This window comes from Pseudomonas allokribbensis, assembly GCF_014863605.1.
Lineage (GTDB): Bacteria > Pseudomonadota > Gammaproteobacteria > Pseudomonadales > Pseudomonadaceae > Aquipseudomonas > Aquipseudomonas allokribbensis.
In genome coordinates, this window is the sequence record NZ_CP062252.1 from 1,277,246 (window position 1) to 1,295,228 (window position 17,983).

At 61.1% G+C, this 17,983-nt stretch carries 16 protein-coding genes; 4 read left to right on the forward strand and 12 right to left on the reverse strand.

Annotated elements, in window-relative coordinates; translation table 11 throughout:
* Positions 1–334: 334 nt before the first annotated feature.
* Complete coding sequence (locus tag IF199_RS05690; RefSeq protein WP_192559896.1) at positions 335–1,726, forward strand: Fic family protein; 1,392 nt, start codon at positions 335–337, stop codon at positions 1,724–1,726.
* Here IF199_RS05690 and IF199_RS05695 read toward each other — a convergent pair.
* The 3 genes from IF199_RS05695 to plsB are packed head-to-tail and all read right to left on the reverse strand — an operon-like array spanning position 1,723 to position 5,390.
* Positions 1,723–2,412 (reverse strand): DUF4197 domain-containing protein, encoded by a 690-nt coding sequence (locus IF199_RS05695; RefSeq protein ID WP_096819643.1) that lies wholly within the window; start codon positions 2,410–2,412, stop codon positions 1,723–1,725. The genes IF199_RS05690 and IF199_RS05695 overlap by 4 nt on opposite strands.
* Positions 2,413–2,435: 23 nt before the next feature.
* Complete coding sequence (locus IF199_RS05700; protein ID WP_096819642.1) at positions 2,436–2,834, reverse strand: YbaY family lipoprotein; 399 nt, start codon at positions 2,832–2,834, stop codon at positions 2,436–2,438.
* A gap of 51 nt (positions 2,835–2,885) precedes the next feature.
* Positions 2,886–5,390, reverse strand: a complete 2,505-nt coding sequence (gene plsB, locus IF199_RS05705) for a glycerol-3-phosphate 1-O-acyltransferase PlsB (protein WP_102621434.1) — start codon at positions 5,388–5,390, stop codon at positions 2,886–2,888.
* Between the two features lie 237 nt (positions 5,391–5,627).
* Between plsB and IF199_RS05710 the strand changes: the two genes are divergently transcribed.
* A complete protein-coding gene (locus tag IF199_RS05710) occupies positions 5,628–5,837 on the forward strand; it encodes a cold shock domain-containing protein (protein ID WP_007954750.1) in 210 nt (69 codons plus the stop codon).
* Between the two features lie 57 nt (positions 5,838–5,894).
* Here the strand turns inward: IF199_RS05710 and IF199_RS05715 are convergent, their stop codons facing one another.
* The 4 genes from IF199_RS05715 to IF199_RS05730 form a co-directional block, all read right to left on the reverse strand.
* A complete protein-coding gene (locus IF199_RS05715) occupies positions 5,895–6,272 on the reverse strand; it encodes a hypothetical protein (RefSeq protein WP_085605197.1) in 378 nt (125 codons plus the stop codon).
* 75 nt (positions 6,273–6,347) lie between these two features.
* Entirely contained in the window at positions 6,348–7,157 is an 810-nt protein-coding gene (locus IF199_RS05720; protein ID WP_096819640.1) for a putative RNA methyltransferase, read from the reverse strand.
* A complete protein-coding gene (gene dapE, locus IF199_RS05725) occupies positions 7,157–8,308 on the reverse strand; it encodes a succinyl-diaminopimelate desuccinylase (RefSeq protein ID WP_096819639.1) in 1,152 nt (383 codons plus the stop codon). The genes IF199_RS05720 and dapE overlap by 1 nt, the downstream gene beginning before the upstream one ends.
* A gap of 218 nt (positions 8,309–8,526) precedes the next feature.
* Entirely contained in the window at positions 8,527–11,118 is a 2,592-nt protein-coding gene (locus tag IF199_RS05730) for a glycosyltransferase (protein WP_192559897.1), read from the reverse strand.
* Between the two features lie 273 nt (positions 11,119–11,391).
* Here IF199_RS05730 and tcdA point away from each other — a divergent pair, with 273 nt between their 5' ends.
* Positions 11,392–12,210, forward strand: coding sequence for a tRNA cyclic N6-threonylcarbamoyladenosine(37) synthase TcdA (tcdA, locus tag IF199_RS05735; RefSeq protein ID WP_096819637.1), 819 nt, complete (start codon positions 11,392–11,394; stop codon positions 12,208–12,210).
* Positions 12,211–12,235: 25 nt separating this feature from the next.
* Here tcdA and IF199_RS05740 read toward each other — a convergent pair whose 3' ends face one another.
* From IF199_RS05740 to IF199_RS05755, 4 genes are all read right to left on the reverse strand, one after another.
* Entirely contained in the window at positions 12,236–12,640 is a 405-nt protein-coding gene (locus IF199_RS05740; protein ID WP_096819636.1) for a SufE family protein, read from the reverse strand.
* A complete protein-coding gene (locus tag IF199_RS05745; RefSeq protein WP_192559898.1) occupies positions 12,637–13,842 on the reverse strand; it encodes an aminotransferase class V-fold PLP-dependent enzyme in 1,206 nt (401 codons plus the stop codon). Before IF199_RS05745 ends, IF199_RS05740 begins: the two co-directional genes overlap by 4 nt.
* 88 nt (positions 13,843–13,930) lie before the next feature.
* Positions 13,931–14,965 (reverse strand): 2,3,4,5-tetrahydropyridine-2,6-dicarboxylate N-succinyltransferase, encoded by a 1,035-nt coding sequence (dapD, locus tag IF199_RS05750; RefSeq protein ID WP_007954762.1) that lies wholly within the window; start codon positions 14,963–14,965, stop codon positions 13,931–13,933.
* A gap of 31 nt (positions 14,966–14,996) precedes the next feature.
* The gene (locus IF199_RS05755; protein WP_003222107.1) at positions 14,997–15,359 is read right to left on the reverse strand and encodes an ArsC family reductase; all 363 of its coding nucleotides are present in this window, start codon (positions 15,357–15,359) and stop codon (positions 14,997–14,999) included.
* A 183-nt stretch (positions 15,360–15,542) separates the two neighbouring features.
* On the opposite strand from IF199_RS05755, the gene IF199_RS05760 reads away from it, so the two are divergent.
* Positions 15,543–17,174: a Na+/H+ antiporter gene (locus IF199_RS05760; RefSeq protein WP_192559899.1), complete on the forward strand. Its 1,632-nt coding sequence runs from the start codon at positions 15,543–15,545 to the stop codon at positions 17,172–17,174.
* Positions 17,175–17,216: 42 nt separating this feature from the next.
* On the opposite strand, the gene IF199_RS05765 is transcribed toward IF199_RS05760, so the two are convergent.
* The gene (locus IF199_RS05765; RefSeq protein ID WP_192559900.1) at positions 17,217–17,969 is read right to left on the reverse strand and encodes a M12 family metallopeptidase; all 753 of its coding nucleotides are present in this window, start codon (positions 17,967–17,969) and stop codon (positions 17,217–17,219) included.
* Positions 17,970–17,983: the final 14 nt, after the last annotated feature.

Consider the following 17,983-nt stretch of genomic DNA (forward strand, 5'->3'; position numbering starts at 1 on the left):
CCCCGGCGTTCGGCACCTCGCTTTGGCTCGGTGTTCCTTCGTTCCGGGATTCATCCGGGGGCATCGCCTCCGGTTTGCTTCGCTGCACCTCCTCTCGATGTATTCGACTTCGTCGAACGGCGCTTCGCGCCTACCCCCGGATGAATCCCTCCACTCAGCCTGCCGAAGGGGCCGGCACGTCAAGAGCGGTACTCGAGCTAACGCTCATTGTGTTTGCGTGGTTGTGGGTTGTGGGGGCTCCTACAGCTTTTTCAGAATTCTCTGATATTGAGGACGTCCGGTCTTGGGTGTTGTACTCGATCCTCTGTTTTTATGAGTGATCGAGAGGTTTTTTGTGAAGAAGCCGCCGGTATTGAAAGGACGGTCTGATCCGGTGTTCGATTTGTTGGCGCGGGCGCCTCACAAGCAGCATCTGGTGGATTATCTGGCGCTGCTCAAGCCTCTTGATGATCGGGGGCGTTATTTGCCTTTTGAGGATTTGCGCTATCGCTGGGCGCCGGGGCTGGATGCTCGTTTGTGTTGGGCGTTGGTGAAGAAGGCGAGGGCTGCGCAGTACATCAATCTCCTGCCATTGAGCGAGCCACCGCAGTGGGGCAAGTATTTGCTGACACCCTCGGCACGGAAAACCCTTTCGGCCGTCGATCTGCAGACGACTTCCGCTTCGCTGGAATGCATGACCGGGCAGATCGGCGAACGGTCGCATTTCAGTTATTTGCTCAATGATCTGATCGAAGACGAAGTGGTCGCCAGCAGCCAGTTGGAAGGTGCGGCCACGACCACGCGAGTTGCCAAGGACATGCTCAAGTATCAACGGCAGCCGCGCACACCGGATGAGCGCATGGTCATGGGCAATTACAGGATGATGAATTTCGCCTGGGAAAACCGTTACCAGCCTTTGAGCGTCGACTTGATCGCGGCAATGCATCGGGTGGGCGTCGAGGGGATCGATGACGCGCAATACAGTCCCGGTTTTTTCAGGACGAACGATGAAGTGGTGGTACAGGATGGCGAGGGCAACACGGTGCATACACCGCCGCCGGCTGTCGGGCTGGTGATGCGTTTGCAGAGGCTTGTACGCTGGATCAATCAGCCACTCGGTTCACCTCAAGAAAGGGACTACCTGCACCCGTTGATCAAGGCGATCACGCTGCATTTTTCTCTGGGCTACGAACATCCGTTTCGCGATGGCAACGGACGGGGCGCGAGGGCGTTGTTCTACTGGTTCATGTTCAAGCACGAGTTTTCGGCAGTTCGCTACATTGCGATCAGTCCTTTGCTGCGCAATGCGCCGGTGAAGTACGGGCGGTCGTATTTGCACAGCGAGGCCGACGAGCTGGATCTGACGTATTTCATCGAGTTTCAGTGTTCGGTGATTCAGCGTGCAGTCAGTCGCTTCACGGATGTCTACCGCAAAAGCCTGGCGTACACGGAGGACTTTGAGCGCTGGCTGATGGCGTCGGGTTTTTTCGAGCGGCTGATGCAAAGGCAGCGGGCGCTGTATCAGGTGGCCAAGAGTGGAGTGGCGAAGGAGTTTACGGCGAGCAATGTGAAGGAGCACTTGGGCTGTTCTTGCAGCACGGCGATGTCAGCCCTGAATGGGCTGGTCGAGTTGCAGGTCTTCGAGAGAAGGAAAATGGGCAGCGAGTGGGTGTTCTTTTTACGCAGTCCAGCCAGTGAGTTGAAGGACGGGAGCGAGTTGTCTCGCTCCCGTGCAGCGTCGGCCTAGAGGCTGCCAAACACCTTCTTCGCCAGACTCGTCGCCGCAGCGGCCGGGTTCTTGCGAATGGTTTCTTCCTGTTTGCCGATCATTTCGAACAGACCGTTCAGTGCCTGTTCGGTGACGTAGTTTTCGACATTGGCGCTTTTTGCATCGACTACGCCCAACGTTGCAGCCTGGCCGGCGAAGGCGTTGTATTTCTGCGCCACGCCGACTTTGTCGGTCGCCTGTTTGACGATCGGCAGGAACTTGGCGCGGATCTGTTCGCGGCTGGATTTGTCCAGGTATTGGGTGGCGGAGTCGTTGCCACCGCTGAGGATGCCTTTGGCGTCGGCCACGCTCATTTTCTTCACGGCGTCGACCAGGATCGGCTGGGCCTGGGTCACGGCGGTTTCCGCGGCCTTGTTCATGGCGGTTTCCAGCTCGTCGACCTGGGCGCCCATGCCGAACGCTTTCATCTTGCCGGCGACTTTGCCGAGTTTGCCCGGCAGCTCGATTTTCACGTCCGGGTTATTGCTGAAGCCGCCCGGCGTGCCAAGTTGTTTGACGGCCAGTTGCGCACCTTGGGTCAGGGCATCCTTGAGGCCGCCGGTGGCGTCGCCTTGCGACAGGTCGCTCAGTGACAGGGCCATAGCGTTGGCGGAGATCATCAGGCCCGCGCACAGGCCGGCGAAGCGAAGGGTTGGACGGAGCATGAAAGCTTCCTTGTTCAAAAGAATTAGCGGGCGGCGTCGACGCGGATTTTCAGCGGCTGCGGATCCTTGCCATCAAGCTGCACGGCATGGTTTTCGGTGGTGATGAACATCAGCTCGCCGTTGACTTCGATGCGTGCGCTGACCGAATAGCGGTGGCCGGGTTTGACCTGGGCCGGATCGTAGCTCAAGTGGAATGGCAGTGGCACCTGGCCTTTGACCGGGCCTTTCTGTTCGTCGAGCACTACCGCCGGAGCATCGGCCAGCGAGACGTCCTGCAGGCTTACGCTCAAGGTTGCGCTCGGTGGCAGGGCGATGCGTTGCAGGTAGAACACTTCACCGTCGAGGCTGGCTTTGCCGGCTGGCGAGGTCGATTGGCAGGCGCTGAGCAATGTGGCTGCGGCCAGCAGGGATAGTTTTTTCATCGGATATCTCCATATCGACGGCGCCAGAAGAAGCCTGGCGCCTGTAGGAATTTAGTCGCTCTGCGCAGGGGCGGCGGGCTGATCGGCTGCATCTTCACTGCGATGCAACGCCACCTGACGAATCGACAAACGAATCTCCGCCGGCAATACCCGTTTGGCTGCGCCTTCGGCCAGTTCGCCGAGCAGTTCGTGATAGCTCAATTTGCCTGCTTCGTCGCGACGCAACACGTCGAGGTCGAGCATGGTCTGGATGAAGTGGCGGAACAGGCTCTTGTCGAAGAACTCCGGTGCGTTCAGGCCATGCAGGATCGACAGGCGTTGGGCCATGACCGTGCACAGGTCTTCCAGCTCTTCGGCGCTGATGGTGTTCTGGCCTGCGTTGAGCAGCAACGACACGGTCATGTAGAAGCGTTGCAGGGTCTGGGCGATGCTCTTCGACAGCAGGGTCAGCAGCACGAAATGCCGCGAACTCGGTGCCGGGCGCAGGTACACGTCTTTTTCGAAGCGCAGCAGGCCTTGTTCGACGAACGCTTCCAGCCACTGATCGATCACCGCGTCCAGTTCGTCCAGGGTCCAACGGATGAACAGCTCCGATTGCAGGTACGGATACAGCGCGCGGGTGTAGCGCAGGATCTGTTCGCGGCTCATGCGCGATGCACTCTGGAAGAAGCTCGCCAGCAGCGCCGGCAGGGCGAAGATGTGTAGCACGTTGTTGCGGTAGTAAGTCATCAGGACGGCGTTCTGCTCGTCCAGATACAGAATCTTGCCCAGCGCATCATTCTGCTCGGACAGCAGGTCCATGTCCTTCACGTGTTCGATCAGCGCCCGGCCATCGCCCTCCGGCAACGTGGTATGCGGCGAGTACGGGACTTTGCGCAGCAGCGCCAGGTACAGATCCAGCACCCGCGCCATGGCCCGATCGTCGAGCGCCAGCCGGGTGGTCGACAGCAGCGCCAGCGCCACCAGATTCACCGGGTTGATCGCCGCCGCTTCGTTCAGATGCTGCGCGACTTTCTCGCCGAGGCGATTGGTGGTTTCGTTGAGCCACGCCGGTTTGTACTGCGGGCCGAGTTCCTGCTGACGCCAGCCCGGTTGTTCGCTGTCGAGGAATTCCGCGAGCTTGATCGGTTCGCCGAAGTTCACCGCCACCTGGCCGAAGCGCTGCTTGAGCGCGCCGATGACTTTGAAGATGTCGAAAATCGACTCTTTCTTCTTGCTCGCACCGCGCAGTTCGCCGAGGTAGGTACGACCTTCAAGTACGCGCTCATAGCCGATGTACACCGGCACGAACACGATCGGCATCCGCGACGAACGCAGGAAGCTGCGCATGGTGATCGCCAGCATCCCGGTTTTCGGTTGCAGCATGCGCCCGGTACGCGAGCGACCGCCCTCGACGAAATATTCGACCGGGAAACCTTTGGTGAACAGGGTGTGTAGGTATTCGTTGAACACCGAGGTGTACAGCGGGTTGCCCTTGAACGTGCGGCGCATGAAGAACGCACCGCCACGGCGCAGCAGACTGCCGATCACCGGCATGTTGAGGTTGATCCCGGCGGCAATGTGCGGCGGGGTCAGGCCGTTGCGAAACAGCAAGTACGACAGCAGCAGATAGTCGATGTGGCTGCGATGGCACGGCACGTAGATCACTTCGTGACCCTGGGCGACCTTCTGCACGCCTTCGATGTGGTTGACCTTGATCCCGTCGTAGATCTTGTTCCAGAACCAGCTCAGCACCACTTCCAGAAAACGGATCGCGGTGTAGGTGTAGTCCGAGGCGATCTCGTTGCCGTAGCGCAGGGCCTGGGCCTTGGCTTTTTCCGGGGAGATGTTTTCGCGTTCGGCTTCGTCGAGGATCGCTTGCTTGACCAGTGGCTGGTTGAGCAGGCCCTTGACCAGGTTACGGCGGTGGGAAATGTCCGGGCCGATCACCGCAGCCTTGAGGTTGCGGAAGTGCACCCGCAGGATCCGCTGGGCCATCCGCACGGTGCGCTCGTGGCCCTTGTTGTGTTCTATCAGCTCGCGCAGGTGGATCGGTGCTGAGAATTGCACGCGGGTCTTGCGGCCCAGAATCATGATGCTCAGCAGGCGACGCAGGCGCCCGGTGACGGCCCAGCTGTCGGCGAACAGCAATTTCCACGGGCTGTTCTCGCTGTCCGGCGACTGGCCCCAGAACACGCTGACCGGAATGATCTGCGCGTCTTCGGCGGCATTCTGGCTGAGGGCGCTGACCAGTCGGGTCAGGGTCGGCGGCGCACCGCGCTTGTCCTGGCGGCCGAGCCAGTCCGGGTCCGGCGTCAGGTAGAAGAACGCCGCCGGCTCCAGCAGATTTCCGACTGACACCGGCAGCACCGGGCGCGGCAAACCGGCCTTGGTGCATTCGGTGTCGACCACCGCCAGATCAGTCAGCGATGGGTTTTGCAGGACGTAGAACACCGGACGACTGCGGTCGAGGTTGAGGGTGAACGACGACTGGTTGATCGTCTCGGAGCGAACCCAGAGATACAACAGTCGGCGCAAGGTGCCAAACACAAGACGGCGGAACGGGGAACGGGTCATACGGCTTCTGCATGAGTGGATAAACCGAGCGTTTGCTCGGGCGGTCGACAGTTTGCCGGATTACTCGAAAATCGGCAAAAAAGCGGCGAAGTAATCTCCTGTTGAGAGTTTTGTCGCCTGTCATATACTCGGCGCTCTGTCGCCGGGGCCCTTTTATGGACGTCGGACGCAGGCTGACGTTCCGCAAAGGCTTTCCTGCGAAAAGCCTGTTCAATAATAAAAAAGGAGTATGAACAGATGGCAACACGTGAAACCGGCAACGTGAAGTGGTTCAACGACGCCAAGGGCTACGGCTTCATTCAGCGCGAAGACGGGGTGGACGTGTTCGTGCACTACCGCGCGATCCGCGGTGAAGGCCACCGTTCGCTGACCGAGGGTCAGCAGGTTGAATACGCGGTGGTGGAAGGGCAGAAGGGCTTGCAGGCCGAGGATGTTGTAGGCCTGTAATGATCGTTCCCGCGCTCTGCGTCCGCCGTGGGTCGCAGAGCGTGGGAGTGTTCAGCGTCAGGCAGTTTTCCAGGTGATCTCTTCTTCACCGTCTTCGCTGATGCGAATCCAGCGATCCGCCGTTTCCTCACCTTCTTCCTCGACCCACGTCCCCGGCGCGCAGCGCACTTCGACGTTCAGCGCGGCAAAGGCTGCGCGGGCGCAGGCGATGTCGTCGTCCCATGGGGTCGCATCGCTTTCCAGGTACAGGCTGTTCCACTTGCCCACGGCTTTTGGCAGCCAGGTCACCGGGATGTTGCCGGCCTTGCACTTGTAGGTCTGACCTTTCTGTACCCAGTCGCTGCACGGGCCAAGGGCGGCGCCCAGCCAGGCGGAAATGGCCTTGTGGTCGACGTCGGCGTCTTTCAGGTAAATCTCGATGTCCGGTTGGCGCATGGATATCCTCACTGCGGGTCTGAAAAATCCATTCGCGGATTTAGCCGGCCCCGGGTCGTTGCCCGGGACCAAAAGTTATTGAAGAACGAAATAATCGTAGCGCATCGACACGGTGGTCACGAACGGCTCGGGCTGCTCAATCACCGCCGCGCGGCGTTCGGCACTGGCGCGCCAGCCGTGGGGCGTCATCGCCAGTAGGTTGGCGCGATCCTCTGGCTTGTCCAGCGTCAGCTTGAATTCGAGGGTTTCACTGTGCGCCAGCGCCATGCCTTCCGGCACCAGGGCCAGGTGCTTGTCGTCGGTGTACTCGCGCACTTCGTCGTACAGGCGCTCGCGCAGTTCCATCAGATGGCCGCTGGTCGGGCCGACTTTCATCAGGCCGCCGCCGACGCTGAGCAGACGCTTGGCTTCTTCCCAATCCAGTGGACTGAAGACGCTGGCCAGAAACTGGCAGCTGCCGGAGGCCAAAGGCACCCGGGCCATGCTGGCGATCAACCAGGTCAGCGCCGGATTGCGTTTGCAGGCGCGTTTGACCGCTTCCTTCGAAATATCCAGCGCATAGCCGTCAGCGTCCGGCAAGGCCTCGGCGATCTGCGCGGTGTAGTAACCCTCGCCACAACCGATATCGACCCAACGGGCCGGCGCATAACTCGCCGCCAGTTCCGCCAGACGCTTGGCTACCGGCGCATAGTGGCCGGCGTTCAGGAAGTCGCGGCGAGCCTCGACCATCGCCTGATTGTCGCCGGGATCACGGCTGTTCTTGTGCTGCACCGGCAACAGGTTCAGGTAACCCTGGCGCGCACGGTCGAAGCGGTGGCCGGCGGGGCAGACCACGCCATTGTCCACCGCGTTCAGTGGTTCACTGCAGATCGGGCACGCGAGCATCAGGCGAGCAACTTGATCAGGGTCTGGTAGTAGATCTCGGTCAGCACGTCGAGATCGGCCGCCAGTACGCGCTCGTTGACCTGGTGGATGGTCGCGTTGACCGGGCCCAGTTCAACCACTTGCGTGCCCATGGTCGCGATGAAACGGCCATCGGAGGTGCCGCCGCTGGTGGACGCCTTGGTCTCGCGACCGGTGATCTGCTTGATGCTCGACGACACCGCGTCGAGCAGCGCGCCCGGTTCGGTGAGGAACGGCAGACCGGACAGCGCCCAGTCGATGTGCCAGTCCAGGCCGTGCTTGTCGAGGATGTCGGCGACGCGCTTTTGCAGGCCTTCGACCGTCGATTCGGTGGAGAAACGGAAGTTGAACAACGCCACCAGATCGCCCGGAATCACGTTGGTCGCGCCGGTGCCGGAGTTGACGTTGGAAATCTGGAAACTGGTCGGCGGGAAGAAGTCGTTGCCGTGATCCCAATGCTCGGCGGCCAGTTCGGCCAGAGCCGGAGCCGCGAGGTGGATCGGGTTCTTCGCCAGGTGCGGATAGGCCACGTGGCCCTGCACGCCGCGCACGGTCAGTTTGGCGCCGAGGGAGCCGCGACGACCGTTCTTCACCACGTCGCCCACCAGGGTAGTGCTCGATGGCTCGCCGACGATGCACCAGTCCAGACGCTCGTTACGGGCGGCCAGACGCTCGACCACAGCCTTGGTGCCGTGATGCGCCGGGCCTTCTTCGTCGCTGGTGATCAGGAACGCAACCTTGCCCTTGTGATCCGGGTAGTCGGCGACGAAGCGCTCTGCCGCCACGGTCATCGAGGCCAGGCTGCCTTTCATGTCCGCCGCGCCACGGCCGCAGAGCATGCCGTGTTCGTCGATCACTGCGTTGAACGGGTCGATCTGCCACGCGGTCACCGGGCCGGTCGGCACCACGTCGGTGTGACCGGCGAAGCACAGCACCGGGCCGTCGTGTTTGCCGTGGATCGCCCAGAAGTTATCCACATCTTCGATGCGCATCGGCTCCAGGGTGAAACCGGCATCGCCCAGGCGCTGCATCATCTGCTTCTGGCAATCGGCGTCGACCGGCGTCACGGACGGACGGCGGATCAGGTCGATGGCGAGTTGGAGGGTCGGCGAAAGGTCGGCGTGGGCCGTCATGGAAAACTCCGGATGCTTGAAATTGGGCAAGGGCCAATGGGGAAGCCAGCCTGCTGGCGATGGCGGTGTGTCAGTCAACATAAAGGCTGATTGTTACATTGCCATCGCGAGTCAGCTCGCTCCCACAGGGTTGGATATCACGCCAAGCCCCGCAAAATGGCGGTTATCTTAAAGCAAAACGGCGACCATTGGCCGCCGTTTAGTGCATCGCAGAGGATTTAGACAGCCGGTGCCGGTTCAGGCGTCGGCGTCGGTTTTGGCAGCGACGACAGGAACGCCATGACCAGCGCCGCCACGTACGGCAGCGACTGCACCAGCAGCATGGTCACCCAGAAGCGCATGTCGTTGCTCGGCAGGCCCTGCACCAGGAAGATCCCCAGCGCCGCGCCCCACAACAGCAGCATGATGAACAGCTCTTCCCGGGCCTCGGAAATCGCCACCCAGAAGCCGTGGTTGTCAGCGTTTTTCGGCGTACGGAAGAACGGAATGCTGCTGGTGAAGAAGCCGTACAGCACCGCTTTGGCGATGGTGTGCGACAACGCCAGACCGGCCAGTGCCGCGCAGAACGCATCCTTCAGGTTCACGCCCACGGCGCGACGGTAGAGGAAGATGATCTTGCCGACCTTGAACACAAACAGCGCCAACGGCGGAATTGCGAAAATCAGCAGCGGCGGATCGACCCGTTGCGGCACGATGATCATCGCCGCCGACCACAACAGCGCGCCGACGGTGAAGAAAATATTCATGCCGTCCGCCACCCACGGCAGCCAGCCCGCGAGGAAGTGGTAGCGCTGGCCGCGAGTCAGTTCGGTGTCTTTGCCGCGCAGCAGGCTGCCGGTGTGACGCTTGATGATCTGGATCGCACCGTAGGCCCAGCGGAAACGCTGCTTCTTGAAGTCGATGAAGGTGTCCGGCATCAGACCCTTGCCGTAACTGTCGTGGTAATACGCCGCCGACAGGCCTTTCTCGAATACGCGCAGACCGAGTTCGGCGTCTTCACAGATACACCAGTCGGCCCAGCCCAGTTCTTCGAGCACCGAGCGACGGGTCATGGTCATGGTGCCGTGCTGGATGATCGCGTCGCGGTCGTTGCGGGTCACCATGCCGATGTGGAAGAAGCCTTTGTATTCGGCGTAGCAGAGCTTCTTGAAGGTGGTTTCGTTCTGGTCGCGGTAGTCCTGCGGCGACTGCACCACGGCGATTTTCGGGTCAGCGAAGTGCGGCACCATGTGCTTGAGCCAGTTCGGGTGCACGCAGTAGTCGGAGTCGATCACCGCGATCACTTCGGCGTCCTTGGCTGTGTGCGGGATCAGGTAGTTCAGCGCACCGCCCTTGAAGCCGGCCAGGGGCGAGACGTGGAAGAACTTGAAGCGCGGGCCGAGGGTTTCGCAGTAGTCGCGCACCGGTTCCCAGACCGCCGGATCCTTGGTGTTGTTGTCGATGATCAGGACTTCGAAGTCCGGATAGTCGAGGTTGGCCAAGGCATCGAGGGTCTGTTTGACCATCTCCGGCGGCTCGTTGTAGCAAGGCACGTGGATCGAGACTTTCGGGCGGTAGTCGGAATCGCCGACCACCGGCAGGAATTCACGGCGACGTTTGTGAATCCACACGGCCTCGGCCAGTTCGTGGGCCTCGGTCAGCAGCACGATGAACACCCCGAGCGCACCAAGCGCCAGCAGGAAACCCACCGTCAGGCTGAACCACGTGCTGTATTGCTGACTGTAGTCGTAACCGATCCACACCAGCACCGAACCGCACAGGAACGCGATAAAGGTCAGGAAGGTACGGCCGCGCTGGCGCAGGGCCGAGCCGTCGATCATCAGCAGGGTCAGCGACAGCAGCGCCAGCACCACCGAGCCGATGGCCAGCACGCGCCATTGCGGGATTGCCACGACCGGGCCTTCGAAGTTGAATTTCTGCTGGCGCGCGGCGTTGAACACGCCCCAGTAAGCGCCGACCGAACCTTCGTCGCTGGCCTTCCACGGCTGGTCAAACGCTTCGATCACGAAGTAGTTGAAGCCCTGGCGGTTGAGTTTGTTGACCAGCGTGCGCAGGTAGATCGCCTGATCTGCAGGCGACGCATCGGCGCCACCGCGCATGCGGCCGTTGCTCGGCCAGCCCACTTCGGACAGCAGCAGTGGTTTTTTCGGGAACATCTTTTTCAGGTCGCGGGCGCGGTCGAAAACGAACTGCCCGGCCTTGTCCACCGGAATGAATTCCCAGTAGGGCAGAACGTGCGCGGCGATCAGGTCGACGTGCTTGGCCAGCTCCGGGTGCTCTTCCCAGACGTGCCACTGTTCGGAAGTGGTCACCGGCACTTTCACCGCTGCGCGTACGCGGTCGAGCAGCACGCTGAGTTGTTCGGCGGTGATTTCCTTGCGGAAGATCGCTTCGTTACCGACCACCACGCGCACCACGCTGCGCGAGGTATTGGCCAGTTCGATGGCGCGGGTGATTTCGCGCTCGTTGCGTTCCTGGTCCGGGCTGATCCAGATCCCCAGTGTCACGCGCAGGCCGAACTCTTCAGCCAGTTTCGGGATGTCCTGCAGGGAACCGTCGACCGAGTAGATGCGGATGTTGTCCGTCAGCTTGCTCATGATCTCCAGGTCGCGGCGCATTTCATCGTCGGACGGATACTGATCCTTCTGCGGGAACTGTCCTTGCTGGAACGGTGAATAGGAGAAACCGGAGATCTGCTCCGGCCAGTTCGGCGCGGAGACGGGGCGGTTGATCAGCGCCCAGAAACCGGTGAACAGGGCGGCGATTGCCAGAACCACCACCAGGTTGAGTCCAAATTTACGCGATGACATAGCTGTGTCGGGTTCCAAGGTCTGTGGAACGAAGGGTCGGCTGGTTGACGCCCGAGGGCGCGCATCCTACACCGGCAGTTCGCCGAGTCCTACAACAGACAGGGAAATGCCGGACGTTGGGCAATCCAACCCGACTTAAGTTCTTTCGTTTCAGCATGTAAGGCAAATCTTTGTTACGTGCAGCTTTAATTAAAGCAGGCAGGCTCACCGTTCATAGCGCAAAGATGCTCTTGGCCGCCGACGGCCCTATAATGCGCGCCGGTTTTTGGGGTAATGGTCATGAGTACAGAAGATCCGCGGTTTGCAGGCATCGCCCGTTTGTATGGCGTTGAGGGGATGGCGCGTTTGCGCGCCGCCCACGTGGCGATTGTCGGCGTTGGCGGCGTCGGTTCCTGGGCGGCGGAAGCCATGGCCCGTTGCGGGGTGGGCGAGATTTCGCTGTTCGACCTCGACGATGTCTGCGTCAGCAACGCCAACCGGCAGCTGCATGCGCTGGACAGCACGGTCGGCAAACCCAAGGTCGAGGTGATGGCCGAGCGTCTGCGTGGGATCAACCCGGACTGCAAGGTGCACGCCGTGGCGGACTTCGTCACCCGCGACACCATGGCCGAATACATCACGCCGAACATTGACTGCGTGATCGACTGCATCGATGCGGTCAACGCCAAGGCGGCGCTGATCGCCTGGTGCAAGCGCCGCAAGATCCAGATCATCACCACCGGCGGTGCCGGCGGGCAGATCGATCCGACGTTGATTCAGGTCTGCGACCTCAACCGCACCTTCAACGATCCACTGGCCTCGAAAGTGCGTTCTACGTTGCGCCGCGACTACGGCTTCTCGCGCACCGTGACCCGTCACTACAGCGTGCCGTGCGTGTTCTCCACCGAACAGCTGCGCTATCCGAAACCGGACGGTAGCATTTGCCTGCAGAAGAGTTTTGTCGGCGACGGCGTGAAACTGGACTGCGCCGGCGGCTTTGGCGCGGTGATGATGGTGACGGCGACGTTCGGCATGGTCGCGGCGACCAAGGCCGTGGACAAGATTGTGGCGGGCGTCCGGCGCCCGGCGGATCGAGTCAAGCCTCAGGCCTGAAGCAGAGGGCTGCGTAGCAGCCCTTTTAGCGGGCCAGCTCGTTCATTCGCTGCAACACGGCATTCAGGCCATTGCTGCGCGACGGCGACAACTGTCGCGACAGCCCCAGTTGATTGAACCAGTCCGGCAGATCGACCTGCTGCAACTCGCCGGCGGTCAGACCGTTGACCCGCAGCAGCAACAACGCCACCAACCCGCGAATCATCCGCGCATCGCTGCTCGCCGCGAACTGCCAGTGACCGTCGCGCAACTCGCCGACCAGCCACACCTGGCTTTCGCAGCCATGCACCCGGTTGGCATCACACTTGTCCGCATCGCTCAACGGCGGCAGACGATCCCCGAACTGCATCAACAGCCGCGCCCGTTGTTCCCAACCGGCGGCGTTCTGAAACGTTTGCAGTGCTTCGGTGGCCTCGACCGGCAGGCTCATCGCAACAACTCCAGTGCCTGATCCAGCGCTTCAAAGAACCGCTCCAGATCCTCGGAATCGTTGTACAGCGCCAGCGACACACGAATCGCGCCGGCCAGCTCAAAGCGTTTGAGCAGCGGCATCGCGCAGTGGTGCCCGGCACGTACGGCAATGCCCTGTTCAGTCAGCAAATGCGCCAGATCGGCGTTATGCACGCCTTCGACGACAAAACTGGCCAGCGCCAGTTGTGGCTTGCCCAGCAGACGGATGCCATTGCGGGCAGCGAGGCCACGCAACAGGTAATCGTGCAGCGCGGCTTCGTGGGCGGATACGGCGTCCAGATCCAGACCGGCGAGGTAGTCGAGGGTCGCGCCAAGGCCGATCACGCTGGCAATCGGCGGTGTTCCCGCCTCGAAGCCCAGCGGGGCAGGGCGGAAACGCGCGTCGTGGTAATTGGCTTCCAGCACCATCTCGCCACCGAACTGCCACGGGCGCAGTTGCTCGAGCGCTTCGTTGCGCCCGAACAGCACACCGAGGCCATCGGGGCCGTACAGCTTGTGGCTGGAAAACACATAAAAGTCGCAACCCAGGGCCTGCACGTCATGCCGGCCGTGGACCACGCCTTGAGCGCCATCGACTACGGTCAGCGCGTTTTGCGCCTTGGCCATCGCCAGCAAGGCCGGCAAGGGTTGCCAGGCACCGAGCACGTTGGACAACTGGCTGACCGCCAGCAACCGGGTACGCGGGCCGATCAGGTGCACGGCGGCGGTGAGGTCGATCACCCCGTCATCGTCCAGCGGCAGGATCACCAGTTTGAGGTCGCGACGTTGTGCCAGTTGCTGCCAAGGCAGCAGGTTGGCGTGATGCTCCAGGGCGCTGATGACAATTTCATCGCCCGGATGGAAAAGATGGTCCAGGCCGTAAGCCAGGAGATTCAGCGCGCTGGTGGCGCCGTGGGTGAAGATGATCTGCCCGCTGTCACCGGCATTCAGCCACTGGGCAACCTTCAGGCGACTGTCCTCGAACGCCTGCGTGGCATGGGCGCCGGGCAGATGCTGGGCACGATGCACGTTGGCTGCGCCATTGGCGTAGTAATGCGCCAGCGCGTCAAGCAGGGCCTGGGGTTTTTGCGTGGTGGCGGCGTTGTCCAGATAGGTCTGGTCTTGCCGTTGCAGGGCGGCGATGGCCGGGAAATCGGCGCGCCAGGGGGAGGGAATCATCATGCTTTCGAGCCCTGGTGAACTTGGGCGGGTGTACGCCAAACCCTGTGGAAGCGAGCAAGCCCGCTCCCACAGAAGGATTACGCGGCGCTTAGTTGTGAGCGTGCAGCGCTTCGTTCAGTTCGATCGCCGATTTGTGGGTCTTGCATTCCACGGCACCGGTTTCCGAATTGCGACGGAACAGCAGGTCGGTCTGACCGGCCAGTTCACGGGCCTTGACCACTTTGACCAGGTTGTTGTGCTCGTCCAGCAGCGCCACCTTGGTACCGGCGGTCACGTACAGGCCCGACTCGACGGTGTTGCGGTCGCCCAACGGGATACCGATACCGGCGTTGGCGCCGATCAGGCAGCCTTCGCCGACCTTGATCACGATGTTGCCGCCGCCCGACAGGGTGCCCATGGTCGAGCAGCCGCCGCCCAGGTCCGAACCCTTGCCGACGAACACGCCAGCGGAGACGCGGCCTTCGATCATGCCCGGGCCTTCGGTACCGGCGTTGAAGTTGATGAAACCTTCGTGCATCACGGTAGTGCCTTCGCCCACATAGGCGCCCAGACGCAGACGTGCGGCGTCAGCGATACGCACGCCGGCCGGAACCACGTAGTCGGTCATTTTCGGGAACTTGTCCACCGAGAACACTTCCAGCAGCTCGCCGCGCAGACGGGCTTCGAGTTGCAGCTCGGCCAGTTCGCTCAGGTCGATCGCGCCCTGGCTGGTCCAGGCAACGTTTGGCAGCAGCGGGAAGATCCCGGCCAGGCTCACGCCGTGCGGCTTGACCAGACGATGGGACAGCAGGTGCAGCTTGAGGTAAGCCTCAGGCGTGGAAGTCAGTTGCGCGTCTTCGGCCAGCAGGGTGGCGACCAGCGGCTTGTGGCTTTCGGCCAGGCGGGTCAGCAGCTTGCCTTGTACCGCGTCGATGCCTTTCACGGCTTCAGCCAGTTGGGCGGCTTGTGCTGTGGTGAAGGTGATGGCCTGGTTGCCTTCGGTGTAACCGAGGATCGGTGCAACAGCGGCGACCAGCTCGGCCGAAGGATTGAGCAGTGGCTGAGCGTAGAACACTTCCAGCCATGCGCCTTGACGGTTCTGGGTGCCGACGCCGAAGGCAATGCTGAACAGGGAATTGGACATGTGAATACCTCTGCAAAAAGTGACGGGCTGCTTACTTGAGGGCGGCCGCGTAGATATCTGGCTTGAAGCCAATCAGGGTTCGGTCACCGAGATCGAGCACCGGGCGCTTGATCATCGAGGGTTGAGCGAGCATCAGTTCGATGGCTTTCGACTGGTCGAGATCGGCTTTGCGTTCGTCGTCGAGTTTGCGAAAGGTCGTGCCTGCGCGGTTCAACACCGTTTGCCAGCCGTGTTCGTCACACCATTGGGTCAGGTGTTCACGGTCGATGCCGGCGGTTTTGTAATCGTGGAAGTCGTAGCTGACAGCGTGTTCATCGAGCCAGGTGCGCGCCTTTTTCATGGTGTCGCAGGCTTTGATGCCGAAAAGGTGCAACGTTTTGCTTGAAACGGTCAAGGAATCGCCCCCTTTACAGGTGCTGGAGAAAAATGGTGTCGGATTATGCCATGACCAAACCGTTTCGCGGCGGCCGAGGTTGATTTCCCGGACGGGGGCTGCGACATAGGTGCAACGGTCAGCCACAGCCTAAGCGGCTAATATGGCAGTTCAACGCTGTCGATTGTCTGAGATTTCCGCTTTATGCAAACCGCTTATACGGTCCTGATCCTGCTGATGCTGGTCAGTGTTTCGCGTCTGGTCGGACGGGTCATCCCGTTGCCGCTGCCGCTGGTACAGATCGCCGCCGGGGCTTTGCTGGCCTGGCCGACTCTCGGCCTGCACGTGGCTCTGGATCCCGAGCTGTTCCTGTTTCTGTTCCTGCCGCCGCTGCTGTTTTCCGATGGCTGGCGCATGCCCAAGCGCGAACTGTGGCGTCTGCGCGGGCCGGTGCTGACGCTGGCGGTCGGGTTGGTGCTGTTTACCGTGGTAGGTGCCGGCTACTTCATTCACTGGCTGCTGCCGACGATTCCATTGCCGGTGGCGTTCGCGCTGGCGGCGGTGTTGTCGCCGACCGACGCCGTGGCGGTGTCGGCGATTTCGCAGAACCGCTTGCCGACGCCGCTGATGCACATGCTGCAAGGCGAAGCGCTGATGAACGATGCCTCGGGCCTGGTGACGTTCAAGTTCGCCCTGGTTGCGGCGGTCACTGGCGCGTTTTCCTTGGCCAACGCCAGTCTGACGTTCGTGCTGGTGGCGGTCGGCGGGCTCGCAGTCGGTGTGGCATTGAGTTGGTTGGTGGGGCGGCTGCGGGCATGGATGATCGCTCGGGGCTGGGACGATCCGGCGACCCACGTGGTGTTCATGTTGCTGCTGCCGTTTGCCGCTTACGTGTTGGCCGAACGGCTCGGCGCCTCGGGCATTCTCTCGGCAGTGGCAGCGGGGATGATGCAGAGCTGGCTCGACCTGCTGCCGCGCCAGACCAGCACCCGTTTGCTCAACCGCAGCGTCTGGTCGTTGCTGGAGTTCGCCTTCAACGGTTTGATCTTCCTGCTGCTCGGCCTGCAATTGCCGGACATCATCAAGGCTGTGGTCAGCCACGAGACTTCTTTGTGGCCGACGCTGTTCTATCGCTGCCTCGATGTGGTGGCGATTTTCCTGGCGCTGGTGCTGTTGCGCTTTATCTGGGTGCAGAGCATCTGGCGTCTGTCGGTGTTGCTGCGTCGCTTGCGCGGCAAGGGTGAATTGACACAAGTGCCGACTGCCCGGTCCTGCTGGCTGCTGACCGTCGGCGGTGTGCGCGGTGCGGTGACCCTGGCGGGCGTGATGTCGGTGCCGATGCTGATGGGCAGCGAGGCGTTTCCCGAGCGTGATTTGCTGATCTTCATCGCCGCCGGGGTGATTTTGATGTCGCTGGTCGCAGCCTGCATCGCCTTGCCGTTGCTGCTGCGCGGAATCCAGAAAAGCCCCGACGACAAACGCCGCCAGGAAGTGCGCGACGCCTGGCGCAAGACGGCGGAAGCAGCGATTCATGCGCTCGAGATCGAAGAGGTCAACCCACAGGACGCTGCGCAAGCCGCGCTGTCAGCGGAACTCAAGGCGCGGATCATGTCCGAGTATCGCCATCAACTGGAGGTGTTCAACGATTCGGCTGAAGCCCAGGCGCTGGCATTCCAGATGGATCTGCTTGAGCGCCGTTTGCGCCTCAAGGCGCTGCGCGCGCAACGCCTTGAGCTGTACAGCCTGAGTCGTCAACACCAGATTGGCGATGACGTGTTGCGGGAGGTGTTGGGCGAATTGGATTTGAGTGAGGCCAATCTGGGGCAGGTCAAGTAAGTTGCGGGTGCGCCTGTTCGATCAATGAACCGGTGAGCGAAATCATGGGCGGTACGACGGATCGTCAGGGGATTCGGAAGGCGTCTCCGGGTAGACCGCTCTGACCAGACGAATGTCTTCTTCGCTGAGCATCATGTTTATGCCGACCTCCAAGAGGTCGTCCGTGAATGCTTTATCAATCGGGTAATGCATGATCGACAGTCTGTCGTAGTCCGTAAGCACCGGGCGTAACTCGTGGATAGGATCGAAAAAATTTCGGTCGATCTCTTCGCGACTCCAGCCGAGTGCGGCGTAGTGGTCCCGGACTTTGGATTTGTTCCAGGGGATATTCGCCTCAGGGTGCAAGTGCTCGTGCTGGAGGCCGAGTACGTGACCAAATTCGTGAAGTACTGTTGCTTCGAAAAACTCGGAGCCGGGTTTTTCTGCGATCCAGGTCGTCGGTTCACCGGGGGTTGCCAATAAAGCATCTGTGCCGATCGCAGAAAGGTTCTCCTGGGTATTTGTCTTGATTCTGATCGTTGCAGCAAGGGAACTGACGAAAACGATATTCAGGTTCGTCAACCTTGCCCATTTCCAGATGGTTCTTTTAAAGGCCTGTTTGTCATCTTCGCTTAAGTCATCCAGAAAACAGACGGAAAGCGTTCGGAAGTTTTTCCAGAGTTTTGAGTAGAGCCCGACCGAGTGCATAGAGTTGCTGTCTGCTCGTGAGTTTCCAGGGCGTTCCGTGATGGCGGTCTTGTAAGAAAGAAAGGGGTCAGCGGCTTGAAAGGTTTTGCATAGGTTGCGGCAGTTCATTACTCAATTTCCCT

What these genes read in the sequence shown, in the direction of transcription:
- IF199_RS05695 (WP_096819643.1), bottom strand. Translation starts at nt 2,412, where the DNA reads ATGCTCCGTCCAACCCTTCGCTTCGCCGGCCTGTGCGCGGGCCTGATG.
- IF199_RS05710 (WP_007954750.1), top strand. Translation starts at nt 5,628, where the DNA reads ATGGCAACACGTGAAACCGGCAACGTGAAGTGGTTCAACGACGCCAAG.
- IF199_RS05715 (WP_085605197.1), bottom strand. Translation starts at nt 6,272, where the DNA reads ATGCGCCAACCGGACATCGAGATTTACCTGAAAGACGCCGACGTCGAC.
- IF199_RS05765 (WP_192559900.1), bottom strand. Translation starts at nt 17,969, where the DNA reads ATGAACTGCCGCAACCTATGCAAAACCTTTCAAGCCGCTGACCCCTTT.
- IF199_RS05730 (WP_192559897.1), bottom strand. Translation starts at nt 11,118, where the DNA reads ATGTCATCGCGTAAATTTGGACTCAACCTGGTGGTGGTTCTGGCAATC.
- IF199_RS05740 (WP_096819636.1), bottom strand. Translation starts at nt 12,640, where the DNA reads ATGAGCCTGCCGGTCGAGGCCACCGAAGCACTGCAAACGTTTCAGAAC.
- IF199_RS05700 (WP_096819642.1), bottom strand. Translation starts at nt 2,834, where the DNA reads ATGAAAAAACTATCCCTGCTGGCCGCAGCCACATTGCTCAGCGCCTGC.
- tcdA (WP_096819637.1), top strand. Translation starts at nt 11,392, where the DNA reads ATGGTCATGAGTACAGAAGATCCGCGGTTTGCAGGCATCGCCCGTTTG.
- IF199_RS05745 (WP_192559898.1), bottom strand. Translation starts at nt 13,842, where the DNA reads ATGATGATTCCCTCCCCCTGGCGCGCCGATTTCCCGGCCATCGCCGCC.
- dapE (WP_096819639.1), bottom strand. Translation starts at nt 8,308, where the DNA reads ATGACGGCCCACGCCGACCTTTCGCCGACCCTCCAACTCGCCATCGAC.
- dapD (WP_007954762.1), bottom strand. Translation starts at nt 14,965, where the DNA reads ATGTCCAATTCCCTGTTCAGCATTGCCTTCGGCGTCGGCACCCAGAAC.
- IF199_RS05720 (WP_096819640.1), bottom strand. Translation starts at nt 7,157, where the DNA reads ATGCTCGCGTGCCCGATCTGCAGTGAACCACTGAACGCGGTGGACAAT.
- plsB (WP_102621434.1), bottom strand. Translation starts at nt 5,390, where the DNA reads ATGACCCGTTCCCCGTTCCGCCGTCTTGTGTTTGGCACCTTGCGCCGA.
- IF199_RS05760 (WP_192559899.1), top strand. Translation starts at nt 15,543, where the DNA reads ATGCAAACCGCTTATACGGTCCTGATCCTGCTGATGCTGGTCAGTGTT.